The sequence below is a fragment of the Rhodopirellula sp. MGV genome, assembly GCF_002251265.1.
Taxonomy (GTDB): domain Bacteria; phylum Planctomycetota; class Planctomycetia; order Pirellulales; family Pirellulaceae; genus Stieleria; species Stieleria baltica_A.
Genome location: NZ_NPDI01000012.1, coordinates 94046 through 110340, shown reverse-complemented (window position 1 = coordinate 110340; position 16295 = coordinate 94046). Strand labels below are relative to the sequence as shown.

The 16295-nt window shown below is 55.0% G+C and carries 16 protein-coding genes; 10 read left to right on the top strand and 6 right to left on the bottom strand.

What is annotated here, in order from left to right; translation table 11 throughout:
• Positions 1-20: 20 nt before the first annotated feature.
• The 3 genes from CGZ80_RS05280 to CGZ80_RS05270 form a co-directional block, all read right to left on the bottom strand.
• Positions 21-992: a type II secretion system F family protein gene (locus CGZ80_RS05280; protein ID WP_094412131.1), complete on the bottom strand. Its 972-nt coding sequence runs from the start codon at positions 990-992 to the stop codon at positions 21-23.
• A gap of 85 nt (positions 993-1077) precedes the next feature.
• Positions 1078-2055, bottom strand: a complete 978-nt coding sequence (locus tag CGZ80_RS05275; RefSeq protein WP_094412091.1) for a type II secretion system F family protein — start codon at positions 2053-2055, stop codon at positions 1078-1080.
• 78 nt (positions 2056-2133) lie between these two features.
• A complete protein-coding gene (locus CGZ80_RS05270; protein ID WP_094412089.1) occupies positions 2134-3450 on the bottom strand; it encodes a CpaF family protein in 1317 nt (438 codons plus the stop codon).
• Positions 3451-3662: 212 nt separating this feature from the next.
• Here CGZ80_RS05270 and CGZ80_RS05265 point away from each other — a divergent pair, with 212 nt between their 5' ends.
• Entirely contained in the window at positions 3663-3917 is a 255-nt protein-coding gene (locus CGZ80_RS05265; RefSeq protein WP_094412087.1) for a hypothetical protein, read from the top strand.
• Between the two features lie 92 nt (positions 3918-4009).
• On the opposite strand, the gene CGZ80_RS05260 is transcribed toward CGZ80_RS05265, so the two are convergent.
• Positions 4010-5020: a Gfo/Idh/MocA family protein gene (locus CGZ80_RS05260; protein WP_094412085.1), complete on the bottom strand. Its 1011-nt coding sequence runs from the start codon at positions 5018-5020 to the stop codon at positions 4010-4012.
• A gap of 638 nt (positions 5021-5658) precedes the next feature.
• On the opposite strand from CGZ80_RS05260, the gene CGZ80_RS05255 reads away from it, so the two are divergent.
• The 4 genes from CGZ80_RS05255 (at position 5659) to CGZ80_RS05235 (ending at position 10225) form a co-directional block, all read left to right on the top strand.
• Positions 5659-6057, top strand: coding sequence for a thioredoxin family protein (locus tag CGZ80_RS05255; protein ID WP_094412083.1), 399 nt, complete (start codon positions 5659-5661; stop codon positions 6055-6057).
• Positions 6058-6137: 80 nt separating this feature from the next.
• Entirely contained in the window at positions 6138-7043 is a 906-nt protein-coding gene (locus CGZ80_RS05250; protein ID WP_233148240.1) for a UDP-N-acetylmuramate dehydrogenase, read from the top strand.
• A gap of 141 nt (positions 7044-7184) precedes the next feature.
• Positions 7185-8099, top strand: a complete 915-nt coding sequence (locus tag CGZ80_RS05240) for a hypothetical protein (RefSeq protein WP_143543752.1) — start codon at positions 7185-7187, stop codon at positions 8097-8099.
• A gap of 227 nt (positions 8100-8326) precedes the next feature.
• Entirely contained in the window at positions 8327-10225 is a 1899-nt protein-coding gene (locus CGZ80_RS05235; RefSeq protein WP_094412077.1) for a hypothetical protein, read from the top strand.
• A gap of 11 nt (positions 10226-10236) precedes the next feature.
• Here CGZ80_RS05235 and CGZ80_RS05230 read toward each other — a convergent pair whose 3' ends face one another.
• The gene (locus CGZ80_RS05230) at positions 10237-10728 is read right to left on the bottom strand and encodes a DUF1579 family protein (RefSeq protein ID WP_094412127.1); all 492 of its coding nucleotides are present in this window, start codon (positions 10726-10728) and stop codon (positions 10237-10239) included.
• Between the two features lie 128 nt (positions 10729-10856).
• A complete protein-coding gene (locus CGZ80_RS05225) occupies positions 10857-11201 on the bottom strand; it encodes a MotA/TolQ/ExbB proton channel family protein (protein ID WP_094412075.1) in 345 nt (114 codons plus the stop codon).
• Positions 11202-11382: 181 nt separating this feature from the next.
• Between CGZ80_RS05225 and CGZ80_RS05220 the strand changes: the two genes are divergently transcribed.
• The 5 genes from CGZ80_RS05220 to CGZ80_RS05195 all read left to right on the top strand — a co-directional run bounded on the left by CGZ80_RS05220 (position 11383) and on the right by CGZ80_RS05195 (position 16282).
• Positions 11383-12180 carry a class I SAM-dependent methyltransferase gene (locus tag CGZ80_RS05220; protein WP_094412073.1) on the top strand — a complete coding sequence of 266 codons (798 nt, stop codon included), beginning with the start codon at positions 11383-11385 and terminating at the stop codon, positions 12178-12180.
• A 4-nt stretch (positions 12181-12184) separates the two neighbouring features.
• A complete protein-coding gene (locus tag CGZ80_RS05215) occupies positions 12185-13153 on the top strand; it encodes an NAD-dependent epimerase/dehydratase family protein (protein WP_094412071.1) in 969 nt (322 codons plus the stop codon).
• Entirely contained in the window at positions 13122-14444 is a 1323-nt protein-coding gene (locus CGZ80_RS05210) for a glycosyltransferase family 4 protein (protein ID WP_158222560.1), read from the top strand. Before CGZ80_RS05215 ends, CGZ80_RS05210 begins: the two co-directional genes overlap by 32 nt.
• A 125-nt stretch (positions 14445-14569) precedes the next feature.
• Entirely contained in the window at positions 14570-15352 is a 783-nt protein-coding gene (locus CGZ80_RS05205; protein WP_143543751.1) for a hypothetical protein, read from the top strand.
• 390 nt (positions 15353-15742) lie between these two features.
• Positions 15743-16282 carry a hypothetical protein gene (locus tag CGZ80_RS05195; RefSeq protein ID WP_094412063.1) on the top strand — a complete coding sequence of 180 codons (540 nt, stop codon included), beginning with the start codon at positions 15743-15745 and terminating at the stop codon, positions 16280-16282.
• Positions 16283-16295: the final 13 nt, after the last annotated feature.

Here is a 16295-nt window from a genome sequence, read left to right as displayed (position 1 = left end):
CGAGCCGTTTCTGGATACCGTTACTGATTCAGCATGTTGCGATACATGCTGATACCGGCAGGGCCGACGAGGACGACGAAGATCCCAGGGAAGATGAACAAGACGAGTGGGAAGATCATCTTGACCGCGGTCTTGGCCGCTTTTTCTTCTGCGATCTGTCGGCGGCGTGTACGCATCGCGTCACTCTGCACACGAAGTGCGGACGCGATCGACGAGCCGAACTTGTCCGCTTGAATCAGGATCGATGCTAGCTGTTTCAGGTCATCGACACCGCTGCGGAAGCCGAGGGCTTGGAGAACTTCGCTGCGGGTACGTCCGAGTTGAAGCTGCTTGTTTGCGATGCCGAATTCTTCGCCGATCTCTTTGTGGCTCTTTTCCATTTCCTCGGCGACTTTTCGCAAGGCTTGGTCCATCCCCAAGCCGGCTTCGACACAGACAACCATCAAGTCCAATGCATCGGGAAGTCCGAGGAAGATCTTCTCCATGCGTTTTTTGGCGGTGAAGTCGAGCAGCAGTTTGGGAATCATGAAGCCGATGATCAATCCGCCACCGACTTTGATGATCATGTCTTGTCCGAAACCGTTGGCAAAGAAGCCGTAGGTACTGCCGACGAACAGTCCGAACGCGGCGGTTCCGAGCTGAATGGTTTTGAACACGACCGGAGCGGCTTCACGTCGGAAGCCGGCGTTCATTAGTTTTTCACGAAGCTGGCCCATTTCCTTTTCGTTGCCGCTGACTTTGTCGGCAAGGGGCGTGGCGGCGCGTTCGAGGTACGCGGTGAGGGCTTCGTTTTTGGTTTTGGCGTTGTCGCCGCCAGCCGCTTGTCCGTTGGCGCGACGCTTGCGCATCATGTCCAAACGTGCTTCGGCGCGGGGCTTGTCGTCGCCAGTGACTCGATTGATTACGAACCACATGCCGACGGTGACGAAGGCAAAGATCGAACCGGTGATCAGGTAAATCGGGTCGATCGAGACGGCGAGTAAAAGGTTCATTGTTTCGTCCAGTTCGTTTGTTTCGCCCACATCAGGGGCCGTGCGTGCCGACGATTGCGGTGGTGGGAGTGATGGTGGGGGCGAATTAAACTTTGATCGTGATGATCTTCTTGATCACAAGTGCGCCAATGATTTGTGTGATCAGGCCGAAGCCCAACATGTAGCGACCGATTTCGTCGGTGAACAGCATCATGACGTAGTCGTAGTTCAGCTTCAGCATGACCAGGAACAAGACCGGTGGCAGGGCGAGAAGCACCGCACCACTCATTCGGCCTTCCCCGGTGAGTGCTTGAATCTGTCCCAGGATCTGCAATCGTTCGCGAATCAGGTGACCGATCTTGTCAAGGATTTCGGCCAAGTCACCACCGGTTTGCCGCTGAAGAATCACGGCGGTGGCGAAGAAGCGAAGGTCCATGTTGGGAACGCGGTCGGCCATGTCTTCGATCGCTTCGTCCAGCGGAATCCCGAGGTTCTGTTCTTCGAAAGCACGTCCGAATTCACGGGCCAACGGGTCTTCCATCTCTTTGGAAACCAGACCGAAGCCGGCGTTGAGCGAGTGACCGGCACGTAGTGATCGGCCGAGCAATTCGAGTGCTTCGGGCATCTGCTTGCCGAACTTGTTCAGTCGACTGCGTCGCTTGAGCATCAGCCATCCGAAAGGCACGGCGGCAAAGATCGGTCCGACAAAGACGGCGAGGATTTTAAAGGGTGATGCCAAGCACAGGGCCACGCCAAAACCGAACGCACCCAAGCAGATCATGACGAACTGGGCTGGCGGCATTCGCACGTCGGCTTGATCGAGGTAGTCACCGATCCCGGGCAGGTTTTCGGTGAGGTTGCCGAAGAAGCCTTTGGCGTCATCAAATCCGCCATCGAGCAGCAGTGAACCCGACTCTTCGCGATCACCGGCGGCGCCACCGCCGCCACGACGGCGAGAAGCCATCTGGGCGAGCCGATCTTCGGTCGCCGTGTTGTCGCTGCCGGGCACGAGCATGTTGGCTGCCAAGGCAACCAACGATGCGACAAAGATGCCAACGGCGATGAGGATGACGGTCGCTGTCATGGGACTATGGTGAGGCTGATGGGGTGCAAAATCAGGGGGACGTTTTGAGTGAACGTCGGCGCGGTTCGGTGAAGTCGTTTAGGCGTGCATCATGGTGCGTTCACGGAAGGCACTCGATGGCAGACGCACACCGGCGGCTTCGAGTTTGTCCATGAAGCTGGGGCGAACGCCGGAGCATTCGAACGTCCCGTATGCTTTGCCGTCTTCGCCAATGCCTTTTTGTTCGAATCGATAGATGTCTTGGAGGACGATCGTTTCTTGTTCCATACCGACGACTTCGGTGATCGCCGTGACTCGACGTGGGCCACCCTGCAAACGGTTGGCTTGGATCAAGACGTCGACCGCACCGGAGATCTGTTGACGAATCGCTTTGACAGGAAGTTCGAAGCCGGCCATCATGACCATCGTTTCCAAACGGGCGATCGCGTCACGCGGGGTGTTGGCGTGAATGGTGGTCAACGATCCGTCGTGACCGGTGTTCATCGCTTGCAACATGTCCAAGGTTTCGCCACCACGACACTCACCGATGATGATTCGTTCGGGACGCATACGCAGGGCGTTTTTCACGAGGTCCGTCGCCGTGACCGCACCGTTGCCTTCGATGTTTGGCGGGCGGGTTTCCAAGCGAACGACGTGATCCTGTTGAAGCTGCAATTCGGCCGCGTCTTCGATCGTGACGATCCGGTCGGAGTGACCGATGAAGGACGACAGGGTGTTGAGCAGCGTCGTCTTACCAGAACCGGTACCGCCGGCGATGATGCAGTTCAGTCGTGCTTTGATGCAGCCTTCCAAGAGCATCACCATTTCTGGCGTGAAGGCTTTGTAGTTCAGCAAGTCTTCGAGTTTCAGTGGGTTGCTACCGAAGCGACGAATACTGACCGCGGCGCCGTCGAGTGCGAGTGGCGGGATGATCGCGTTCACCCGCGAGCCGTCTTCCAAACGCGCGTCGACCATTGGGCAGGTTTCGTCGACACGACGGCCGACCTTACTGACGATTCGGTCGATGATTTGTAGCAGGTGTTTTCCGTCGCGGAACTCGACGTCGGTCTTCTGCATCTGGCCGCCTTTTTCGACGTAGATGTTCTTCGGACCGTTGATCAAAATATCGCTGACTTTGGGATCTTTGAGGATCAATTCCAAGGGCCCCAGGCCAAAGGTTTCGTCCAGAACTTCGTCAACGATGCGTTCGCGTTCTTGACGGTTCAGCAGTGTTTCTTCGGCATCGCAAAGGTGTTCAATGACAACGCGGATCTCGCGTTTCAGTGTCTCACCTTGCATATCACCAACACGAGACAGGTCGAGCTTGTCGACCAGCTTGCCGTGAATGCGCGATTTGATCTGTTCGAATTGATCTTGGCGGTTGTCCGCTCGTCCTGGCATTGTGCGCGTGGCCATCGTTCGTTCTCTCGCTGCTGTCCTTCGGCAAACCCGTGTCGTTTTGTTCGATTGTTCGGGTTACGCGCCCGGGGACCCCCGGAGGCACCGGGAAACTGGCGCGGACCCTGGGAAAACATAGGATGGAATTTGTTGAGGCCGGATTGACAGCGATAGAAATTCGGCAAAACACGGCAGACCAACCGTGTCACGGGGCGGGAAAGAATCCGAACATGAGCCTCGCCACACTGCCAGAACGTCCGAAGACGGAACGACCGAAGACCCTGCAACCTTCAAAAACTTTGGAGGATTGCGATGCCGTGATGATATTGTTGGCATCTGGGAAAATCGTCGTCATTCATCACGATGGCCCGATCCGTTTATGGTCGGCCGACTGTCTGTGCAAACCGATCCGTCGGATCCGGCCAGACGAACATGTTTATTACAACGGTAAGCGTGAAGTCGTGAGAGCGATCAGTGTCTACTAAGTCAGCGTCCACTAAGAACGTCGACAAATAGAGGTCCTGATTCAGGTTCCCAAAGTGTCCAGGATGGACAGCGATCAATGAGAAGGTGACATCTAAGATGGCAGGTCGACGCGACAACCTGTTTCATGGCTTTGCCGTGCGGCTTGAACCACCGCTGCCGCTTCATAAGCGTCGACCAAGCCGTTGAGGTCACGTACTAAACTGGTGACTGAACGATGGAATTGACGCAACATGCGTTCGCCGACCGGCGATTCAGTTTCTAGCGATTCGACATGTCGTCCGGCGTCATCAAACCAGACAAGCGTGCTGGGCAAGTCGATGAAGGCGACTCCATTTTCACACTGGACCTTCATGGCTGCCGGTGATCGGAAGCTAGCCGATTCTTTCCATTGGTTTGGCAGCGTGCTGTCGGTTGCAATTTCAGCGATCGCACCGATCGGTTGCCCGGACTTGGAGGGTTGCCCTGAGTTTCCCTCGTAATTGAGGATCAGTGATTGGAACAGATTCTCTTTGCAAACCGAGCTGACGGCATTGGGAGAGCGCCCGACGATGTAGCGGCACCAATCAACAAGTTCGACTAATTCGCTGTCGTCCGTCCTGCAGGTACCGGGGCCGGGGTGGGGAGCGTTCTCGGGGGCGATTGATCCGAGTTCATCGCCAGTCAATCGCGGTGCACCCAGGTGCGTTGCGATCAGTTCTTTCATCCGCAGGGTGGCTGGTGCGAACCGGCGAGGCAGTTCGGCCATGAATGCCACGCCGCTGTTTTCGATTGTGCTGCGAACAGAGCGTTGGCCGACGGGGTCGAAATCAAGTCCGGCGCCCCAGTACACCGCTTTGCCCGCTTGGCAGGCCGCGAGTGCTGGTAACCAACCAAGCCAGCATTGTTTCAGAATCAGAACGGCATCAATGTCACAGCGATAAACCAGGCTGCGGTAGCCGTCGATGGGGTCGGCCTGGAATTCTTCGGCGGTCGATTCGGCGAGTTTTGAGATCGTGCTATAGACGGCGCGAACGTCGAAGCGATCGTCCAGCATTCGCAATGCTGGCCGGTACCTGGATTGCCACTGGTCGCCGAGTCCAATGAGTCCGACACGCAATCTCATCACCAGGTCCTCAAGGCGTCATGCGAGTGCCAAATCGCAGGTCTTGGATCGGTCTTTAGGTCTCGAAACATTTGGGGGCAGACCTTACCTTCAGTGGAGTGAGTACATGTGTGTACAGTGCCGATGAAATTTCGTCGCGGCGATTGGCATGCTTCAAATGGTTGCTAGATCGAAGCTTAGCGACTTTCGATGGTCGCCGCCCAAACATATTTCAAATTTTCCGCGGGTGCTGATCCACGTTATTTACAGATTTCTGACCCGAACGGCTTGATGGCGGTCAGGGCATCCATATACTCCGCCCAACCTTCCGAAGCCGCAGTTTCGGTAGGGTTGCCCCAGGTTCCCCAGAATGGTTCTGGGGGCCACCGATGTGGGAATGATCCGAAGTTGGACGATCTCCCATAAGGGCAATTTGTTGGCCACCATGGCGCCCACGAATTGGGACGCATCAAAACTGGAATGGAACTTCGTGGACAACAACGAATGACTCGCCCTCGGCGGCTTGTTCGAATGAATTGAAAGACTCATCAGCGTATTCATTCGAACACATCGATTTCGAACGCATGACTGTTCATTCGAACGGAACGACGATTGTGTACCGCCGATCGGTAACCATGCTTTAATTCGAGGAACTCGGAATGGTTTCGTTGCTGTTAGCTGTATTGCTTGGAAGTGTCACTTCAGCGCCAATTAAGACCGACTACGCCGAGGCGTACAAGGAATCTGTTAAGGAAGGCAAGCCTCTGATGGTCGTCGTCAGCGCCCCATGGTGCCCGGCGTGCAATGTCCTGAAACAGACTACTTTGGAGCCCATGGCGGCAACCGGTGAATTGGACGACGTCAGTGTTGCGGTTTTGAATCGCGATGAAAACTCCGAATTGGTTGAGCAATTGACCAAGGGCGAGAAAATGTTGCCCCAGATCATCGTCTTCTCACGAAATGACGCTGGCGAGTGGAAGCGTCATCTGCTGAAGGGATTTCAATCCAAGCAGCCCGTGCGGAACCTGATTCGCTCGGTCGCACTCCCACGCGGCTAACCTTCTTCTGCGTGTCATAGAGCACGTAATCACCCGTTGATCAGTGATCTCGATTGCATGCCAGCGGTAGGTCCACTGGCATGAATCGGGCGCTGCGGTATTATCGGTGCATGATTCCTGAACGCCTTCAACACGTCGTCCGCTCCGACGAATCGCTCGCGCCCCTGGTTTGGCTGGGGATCGGCGGTCCGGCTCACTTTTTTGCCGAACCTGTCGATATCGAGCAAATCACCGAAATCACGGTGTGGGCGGCTGAAAATGACCTTCCGCTCCGTATTCTTGGCTCGGGCAGCAATGTTCTGGTCCGCGAGTCGGGGTTTGATGGTGTCGTGATTTCGTTGGCTGCCGCTGCGACGAGCGGTTTGTCAATCGAAGGCGACTGTTTGACTGCGGGTGCGGGCGGCAAGCTGTCACACGCGGTCGTCAAATCGGTCGGTGCCGGACTGGGTGGTTTAGAACACCTCATGGGCATTCCGGGAACAGTTGGTGCGGCGGTCGTCGGCAATGTGTCTAGCGGCGGTCGTGATATTAGCCCGGTTGTCAAAGCAATTCGTGTGATGGAAGCGGACGGATCGATCCGCGAAATCTCGCAAGAAGAGATCGGATTCACCTACCGAAAGACTTCTTTGACGGGAGCGATGATCGTCGAAGTCGTCTTCCAGCTGGAGCCGGGTGACCCGGTTGCCCTGACCAAGCGTTTGCAAAAGCTGTGGATCTCGCGAAACTCCACCCGCCCGGCGGATATGGAACGAATCGCGATGCCATTTATCGATCCAGACACGATCTCGGCGTTGGAGTTGATCCAGAACGTCGGGTTGGCAGGGATTCGCGAAGGTGATGTTTCGCTGGATAGCAGCCAGCCGCATTACATGATCGCCCATCAGGGGGCGACCAGCGATCAGTGTTTGAAGCTGATCGACCGAGTTCGCGAGCAAGTTCTGTTGCAAACCGGGATCGACTTGCAACTGAATCTCCAGATTTGGTAGAGCGTGCAGGTGTGTGATCGTGCGTCGGTGTTTCAAGTTCATGAAACACTGTCATTCTGGCGATCATCCGTATTGGATTGACGTGTCGTTGTTCGACGAACGTCCGCATTTTGCTTCGCTAGGATTTCAAGGGACGGATCAATGGCACGCAAGGATGATGCTGATCCTCGGCCCATTCGAAGGCTGTTGCGTCGGCTGATCAAAGCGCCCGCAGCGTGGGCCTTGGTGTGGCCGATGGCGCTGTTGGTCACATCCTATTTTGCGTACTCGCATTGGTTTTCCGCGTACTTTGCGGCACAACATCAAGGCATCGATCCCGCCAACATCGAAATCACTGCGCCGCATGAGTACGTTCGCACCGATGTCGTGGAAGACGTTAACCGTTGGGCGCACTTCGGCGAGTTGTCATCGCTCGATCGCGAAGCCACGCCGAAGATCGCTTCGGCATTTAAAAACCATCCATGGATTCGTGATGTTCGCTCAGTCGTGAAACTGCCTGGTGGCAAGTTCCGCGTCGAAGTCGACTATCGACGACCGGTCGCCTCGTTCCACGTCACCGGTGATCCGCAATACATGCGCGAGATCGAATCGCACCTTTCCAGTCTTGGGATGCCAACGCATGGCAAAGCGGATGAGATGTATTTCCCGCTGGATGGCGAAGGCCACATGTTGCCGACCGAAAATATTTCCACCGAAGAGGTTCGGCGGCTGATCCAAATCGAAGTCAAGAATATCTATCCCACCGGCGTTGAAGGCACGTTGTTTGGTGACAAACGTGTGGAGTCGGCGGCGACGCTGGCGAACTTGCTGTCCGCGGTGAGTGATCGTATTCAGATCGCCAAAATCATGGTCAGCGGTGACCCGCGAATGAACATCGTTCCACAATTAAGCTTGGTCACGGGAACGAATACCAAGTTGCTTTGGGGCAGTCCGCCGGGAATGGAACAACCGAATGAACGCGGTGCCAAGGCAAAGCTAACCGACTTGCTGAGCGGGAACTTTGTCCCCGACGGAGACTTGCGGATCGCCACCGGTGGTCCGGGGCAAATTCATTGATCCGTCAGTTGTCGTGATGAATCACCCTGGTGGCGACATGCAATGCGGGCGTTCCGTCGCCGGATGAGCCGCGAAAAACGTACCAGGTGACATAGCCGGGCCGGCGTTTCACGCTCGGGCGAAAATTCCTATTCCATTAACAGGGCCGCCTGCAAAAGCCTTGTAAATTCACTATCTTCTCTTGTTGGATTATCTTTCGATCCCATTTCGCGGTTGGGAACAACTCCATGGTCGGTCAGTTCAGCCAATTTTGTTCATCACTCTGTCGCAGAAACGTTCGCGCGGTTGTCGCTGGCGTCGTGTTTGCGACGAGTTTTTCGCTTTCGAATTGCCAGCAAACCAGTGCACAGGACTGGTACTTGCCGATCAGCCGAGCGGCGCGTGACTCGGTCGCACAGTTGGTTCCGGAGCGAATCGTAGCCGTGGAGCAGTCGCGTGAAGCGTTCCTTTCCGCAGTCGCAGCGCTGCGCACCCATTTGACGCGATCGGCTGATGCGGCGAATGGCGCCGCATGGTTGCAGTACTTGGCGATTGACGGTGCTGTGGAAGCGATCGAATCGGACGTGAGTGATCGCGACATCGCAGAAAGTTTGGATCAGATCGCTCGGCGTGCGACTGGTGTTTATCCGGGACTGGAGGTCGCCGAAGTTCGACGTGTCCGTGCGGCCGCGAAACGTTTCAGTGATGCGCTGCGATATCGCCGCCATGACGTGATCACCAACGCGCTGGGCAAGCAGTTGGAGCGTTTTTCAGATCAATGGGACGAAATCGAAGCGACGCCTTCGCCAGACAACATCGCGACTTTGCGCTTGCTATTGGATTTGCTGGAACGAACGAACCAGACGGTTGACTTGGTCGAGCATTCGCGCCGGCTGTTTTCCTCGCCCAACATCAGAGTCCATGTCGACGAGTCCGTCGTTCAGCAAGCAGTCGGCCGTGACGTATCGCAAACCACGCCAGTACGTGATTGCATCCTGGGGACCAGCATCTTCGGTAGCGCGACGATGAACGGTGACGTCGTTGCGGAACTGCTGCCGTCTGATGCGGCCATTCGAATCCGCTTGGCTTTGACCGGGACGGTGACGACTAGCAATGTCGGCTACAACCGCGGCGTACGCGTTCGGACGACAAGCGATGCGCAGGTCTACGCGACTCGGATGTTGGAAGTGGATGCAAAGGGCATTCGGCTCGGCCAGGTATCGACCGATGCGTCGTTGCACACAAACCTGAATTCGATCGAGCACAAACTGCGTCTGGTTCGAAAGATCGCGAGAAAGAAAGCGGCCGAACAGAAGCCGCTTGCCGATCGCATCGCGCACCGCAAATTGGTTCGGCGAATTAGCGAAGAGTTCGCTCTCGAAACCGACCAAGCGGTGGCGTCGCCAGATTCTGGATTGCTAGGCGAGATCCAGACGTGGCTTTACCGGTTGGACATGGACAAACCACAGCACCGGTTGGCTTCGACAGCAGACCTCATCACCGTGACATCATTGATTCGTCAAGGAAACCAACTCGGTTCGCCTTCGGCACCGCCAGCGGTCTCTTCGCCAAGCGATATTACGGTTCAAGTCCACGAGTCGTTGATCGACAACACGTTGGGATCGTTTTTGGCTGGCCGCACGTTAAGCAAGGCCGATCTGGATCGAATGATCGAGCAGTCTGGCCGTCCAAAATCTGCCGAGTCAGACGCGGCCAGTGATGAGCCGTTCGAGATCGATTTTGATCGCTCGCGTCCGATCATCTTTGAAGCCCGCGACGGAAAGTTGGTCGTCGGAATTCGTGGTACGCGTTTCTCGCAAGGTTCTCGCGAACTCCGTCGTCCGTTGGAAATCATTGCGACCTATCAGCCGGCGAAAACCGATACCGGCGAAGTCGTGCTGGAGCGAATTGACGAAGTCGAAATCAACTTTCCTGGGACCAAACGGTTGTCGGTCGCACAAACGGGAATTCGCAGTTCGATCAAACAAGGGTTTGCCGAAGCGTTCCCACAAGCACTGTTGAATCAAGCGATTCGGATTCCCGAATACGCCAAGCTCCCCGCTTTTGCCGGTGCCGCGTACCGTGTGAAGGCGATCGAAGCGACCGACGGTTGGTTGACCGTTGGTGTGGGACCAGCGTCGCTGTAGCGTTGGGTTCGCTAGTAGCAAGCATCTGGGCTGATCGAAACACGCTGATAGGTCGTTTCGACAGCCTTCGCTTCTTTGCCTTCGGGAGTGATGTTGTAAGCGGTCATGACCAGTTGGTTGTCGTCGACCAATTCGAGGACGGTTTTCCAGCCCCATGCCGGTTCACCTTCGCCGACATCGTATTGGCCAATCACCTGTAAGCCGTTGTCGAGCGATTTGCCTTCTGAAAACATGATCGCATCGGCCATGTGAAAACTGTCGATCCACGAGCATTGCCAACGATGCGAGGTCGGATTGAACGCGAACAGTTCTTCGCCGCGGCGTGTTTTGTCTCGGATCGTGCTGCAATAACTGTGCTTTAAAAAATGCCCGTTGATTGCTAGTTCGATCGTGCCGGTAATTTCTGATTGGTCAGCCAATTTGCCCGGCTGAAACCAGGTTTGGCAAATGCCTTGCCATTTGCCAGGCAACCGCCGATACAGCTCGTTGATTTCGTACGACATGAGCAGACGTCTCACTGAACTTGCCAACTGCACGACCGTTGCGATGTTCAAAGGGGGAAACGTCGCGTGCGCTGGCCGTGCGTCCGAGGGGGAATTCGTTCAGTTTAAACGCTGTGTATGCTGCGGTGTTACTCGAAGCCATCTCGGCGAAGTCGCATTTGGGCCCAGGAACGGACTACAAACGCAACGATCGCAATCGGAATGCAGACTGCTGCGATCGCAAGTGATCGCGAAATACCAGCTGCGATATCGCTCGGATTGACGGACTCGTGTTCGGCCAGTTGGGAGAACGTGCGGCTGATCCCAATTATCGGTCCAATGATGGCAATAAAGATGGCCGCAACCATGATGATTCCGCAGGCCAAGCGGACGCGTCTCAGGCCGATGGGGTGTGTTTTACTCGTTTCGTCGATCGATGTTTCAGTTAGTGGTGAATATGGAGATTCGTTACGGTCGGGTTGGTGAATCGTCATCGGGTAAGGCGAGTCGGCGTTACGAGTTGGTTTGCTTGCATCCGCAGTTTAGCCCATCGCGTTTTCTTCCGTCGATTTGCCTTGATAGCGGTTTCGCATCCCTGCTACAGTCCGGCCGAGGTGCGCGACGCGGTTACTGTGATGCCATGGCTGGCGATAACTCTGGAACGGATTCCGATCAATGCTGCAAACCGAAAACAAAGTCTTGCGATGTGACCAAGCAGCCGATGCGACGGCTTGCCGAACTGTTTTTCAGACGGCAGGAACGCAGTGGTTGGAGCCGGTACAGATCAGTGCCCAAACTGTGAAGCGATTGGCGACAAACGACCAGACGCTAGGTTCTGTTCGTCAAATCATGGAGCAGTTGACGGTCGACGATTACCTCGTCTTTCTAAAAGAGTATTACGACAACGGTCGAGCCAAATTCGGGAACAATTGGTACTACGCAGATTTGCTGACGTTCTTACATGCGGCGGCGACTGTGGTTCAGCCACGCCGGTATTTGGAAATCGGCGTACGTCGTGGCCGAAGCTTGGCTGTCGTTTCGGCGGTCGCCCCTGATTGCGAAATCAAAGGGTTTGACCTGTGGATGGAAAACTATGCCGGGATGGCCAATCCGGGTGCCGACTTTGTCACCGAAGAAATCAGCAACCTCGGGCATCGTGGGTCATTGGAACTAATCTCAGGCAACTCCCATGAAACGGTACCAGAGTTTTTTGCGAAGAACCCTGGTTACATGTTCGACTTGATCAACGTCGATGGCGACCATTCCGAAGACGGCGCGCGTGCTGACTTGGAAACGGTGTTGCCCCGGTTATCTGTTGGCGGCGTGATCGTGCTCGACGACATCACCCACCCCCAGCATCGTTACTTGGAAAATGTTTGGGACGATGTGATTGGGAATCATCCGGACTTTAGTTCGGCGAAGTACGACGACTTGGGATACGGTGTCGCGGTCGCGGTCCGTAAGCAAGGCTGATTCAATGGCACCGAAATCGGTTCTGGTGACGGGGGCATCTGGTTTTTTAGGTGCAACGATCGGACGTGTGCTGCGGCCACATTGCGATCGATTGATCTATTTGACCGGATCAGAAAATCCTACTTCGGCCAGTCTCTCGGATCGTCAGTGCGCATTCCGCTTGCCCGATCAACGGTTGGCATCCGTGTTGGCTACGGAACAACCGACGTGGGTGATCCATTGCGCGGGATCGGCGAGCGTCCGTTTGTCCGTCGAAGATCCCAAAGCGGATTTCCGGAACAACGTCTTGGTGACGGAGTCGCTCTATGATGCGATCGCCAAGCATTCACCCAATACAAATGTGGTGAACCTTTCGAGCGCTGCTGTGTATGGCCAACCGGCTCGGTTGCCGATCACCTTATCAACGCCTGTTAGTCCGGTGTCGCCCTACGGCAAGCACAAAAGGCAATGCGAGTTGTTAACGGAACAGTATCGAAGCCGGTTCGGAATCCATACCGTCAATCTCAGGATCTTTAGTTCCTATGGACCGGGCCTGCGAAAGCAGGTCTTATGGGACATCTTTCAAAAGGCGAAGCGAGGTCCTGAAGTCGCATTGTTTGGCGATGGTACCGAGACCCGCGACTTTGTTTTTTCGCGTGACATCGCGAACCTGATCTGTGAGTTGGTAACGACGCCGAATTCACAGGTTCAACATCAGCCGGGCTATATCAACGTGGCAACCGGGAAGTCGGTCGAAATCAAAACGATTGCTCGGCTATTCTTGAAACAACTAGGTCTTCATCGGACGTTGCGATTTTCGGGCGAGCGAGCATCGGGTGATCCGCCGCACTGGTCAGTCGAGTTGCCGGCGAACAACGCCTATCAGCTGAGTGACACAACTCGCTTGGAAGACGGTCTGGCGATTTATGCAACTTGGGTTCGAGCAATCACGGAGAGTACGGATGCGGATCGCGTTTTGGCTGCTGCAGGATAGTATTCGCCAGTGGTCGGGGTGGGTCGCGGGGCTGCATTACGTTCGCAACTGTCTCGAAGGTCTGGCGAGTTTGCCAGAGCAGGAAGTTCCCGAGATCGTCGCCTTCGTGCCCACACCGCTGCGCGAGAAGTTTCTTCAAGAGGCAGGCTTTGCCGACGCGAGCTGGTTGACGCTTCGCACGATTGACGAACGCTTGCTGTTGGATCTGTCACGTCGCGACGAGTTGACCAAGCTGGTTCGCAACGAGGCATGTGATCTGTTATTTCCAGCGATCACTCCGCCCGCGGTTCCGTTCGACGGCAAGTGCATTGGCTGGATCACGGATCTGCAGCACAAGTACTATCCGCAGTTCTTTTCCAAGGCGGAGCTGGCCCATCGCGATCAGTTGTTCTCGTTTTTGTCGGCGACCTGTAACCGAATCGTATGCAGCAGTGTCTCGGTGGAAACGGATATGCAGCGTTTTTATCCTGAGGTTCAGGACCGAACGTTTGTTTTGCGTTTCCGCACACAGCCACCTTCATCCGCTTTGGCAATCGAGCCCCAAACCGTGATGGCGGAATTGGGAATTGACCAGCCCTATGTGTATTTGCCGTATCAATTTTGGCAGCACAAGAACCATCGTGTTGTCTTTGAAGCATGGAAGCGATTACACGCTAGTGGCAAAGCTCCGCTACTGATTTGTTCTGGGGCGACAGTCGATGGACGCAACCCGGATCATTTCCCAAGCTTGGAAACGTTTATTCGATCAAACGGTCTGCAGGAGCGTGTTCGGATCTTGGGAATGGTGCCACGGAACCAGCAATGGCAGTTGTATCGCAACGCGACGTTGATTCTTCAGCCTTCGCTATTTGAGGGTTGGAGTACCTCTGTCGAAGAGGCTCGGACGTTGGGAAAGACTGTCTTGATGTCGGACATTCCCGTCCACCGCGAGCAATGTGAATCGGAAGGCAACCTGTTCGATCCGAACGATGCGGACCGATTGGCGGCGCTACTGCTTGAGCGATTCTCCGCTGCCGGACCGGGACATGATTTGCAGGCCGAAGCGAACGCGAAGCTCCAGACGACGGAGAACTTGCAGACCTTTGGTCGTGAGCTGATCGAGCTGTTTGAATCGACGATGAATGACTCACGTCTCCCTGTCTCGGCGAGCGTCCTGCCACTGTTGCTCGCCGTGCAGGACGAGGCGGCAAAACGACTGGAAGTGATCGAGCATTTAAAACAACAAGTTGGGCAAGGGAATCCAAATTCGGGGCTTGCGCCACGGCGCTGGTTCTGGCAACGAGCAAAATAAATCGGCAGCCTGAAACGCTGACGCATCGACAGCACTGTTCCCAATGATTGCGATTTCAGTTGACGGGTTGTACGCTGTTGTCGACGTCCCTTGACTTTTGCAACGAATTTCCGTGTTCGGTTCTTATGATTGAAAGCTTCACCGAACGAGTGCTTCGAATCTTGCAGCGGGAGTTTGCTTCACGCAGATTTGAACTCGGTGATGAGCCCGGTGTGATCACCGACGGCACGGTTACCTATGGGATGTCGAATCTCTTCGCACAGTATCGACAAGGCGTCTTTACTGACGAGGACTTCGATGAAGCGATTTGCGAGAAGTTTACCCAGATTCTGCAGTTGCTGGATTCGGCGTCGGACGCGATTCCCGAACGCTGGGAAGACGCCAAGGATCGATTGCGGGTTCAATTGGTGAGTGCGAAGCTAACCAATCTTTCTAACGCGATCACGTTCCCTTTTGCTGACGATGTGCATGCCAGTTTGGTGATCGATAGCGAAGGCGGCTATGCGTACATACGACAAGTTGACTTGGATCGTTGGCAACAAACGGCGATCGACGCAATCGAGCTCGGCAAACGGAATATCGTCGCTTCGATGCCACAATTGCCATTGGCCGTGATGCCTGGTGAGGTTCGCTTGGCTGTGATTCAAACGGGCGATGGGTATGACGCGGCAAGGATCTTGATTCCCGAAGTTCGCTTGCAGCTGATTCAAGAACTAACCGGCGAGCCGACAGGGGAGGTTTATGCAGCGGTCCCCAATCGCGATTTCTTTATCGCTTGGCCAACCGACATTGCACCACCAATTCATGCTCAACTTGTCGAGACGGTGATCTTGGATTCGCAGCGGCAAAGTCATCCACTGAGTGAACGGATTTTTCGTATTACAGGTGAGAAGATCGATCTGCAGTAGACGGATTAAGACACGAGCCGTGATGCGATGCTGACGCGTCAGTCTGCTGCGTCGATTTGCATCATGTGAAGGTTTCTACTCAAAGGATTCAAACGAATTTTCGCCCCACAAGACTGGGGGTATCTTCTGGTGATACGGCCAGAGGGCAGTTCGCTTGGCAGGTGCGGTGACACTGATCACGCACGCCAGCGACCGTTCGAATGTCGCGTTTCCCGAGTCGAATGTTCGGCAAACATGCATCGGGAAAGTAAAGGCAGACATCGATTGGGGATGTTCTTCAGTGGCCGGATCGCCCCGTTGGCCGTTGATGGTCAGCAAGGTTGAACTCCGCTCGAATGCCGAGTGGAACCGATCAGAACTAACCATGCGTCACTTCCGAGGTGAGCCACTATGAGCGAACTCGCAAAAGACATTTGTCTGCAAGGCTTAACTGAATCGCTGACAAATCTCTTTGAGTTTTATACCGGCGAAAGTGTTAAGGTCGAATTTGTTTCCGGTGAGGATCAAGAGGTCATCGCCGAAGAGTGCAAATTTGAATCTGACATTGTTTCGTCGACGATCGAACTGGTCGGTCAAGATGTTCGCTACTTCGTCTGCATGGTGACAACCATGGGAGTCGCCAAGGGACTGTGTCGAGGCGGTGCTAGCGACCCGGTGGATTGGATCGGCGAATTGGCAAATCAACTCTTTGGCCGCTTCAAAAACCATCTGGTGGAATACGGAGTGGACTGTGAACTCGGTATTCCGATAGCGGGCGAAGGCGTTCAGAAAACGTGTCTTGCCTGTGGTGATGGTGCCTCGACGTTGGTGGTAAATACCAAAGCCGGGTGTGTCGAAGCGATCTTTAAAGCGGAGATTGATCCTGATCTGCGCTGGACACGGAACGCTGTCTCGGTTGCTTCCGAAGAGGGAAGCATCGAGTTGTTCTAATCGCGAAAAGAGA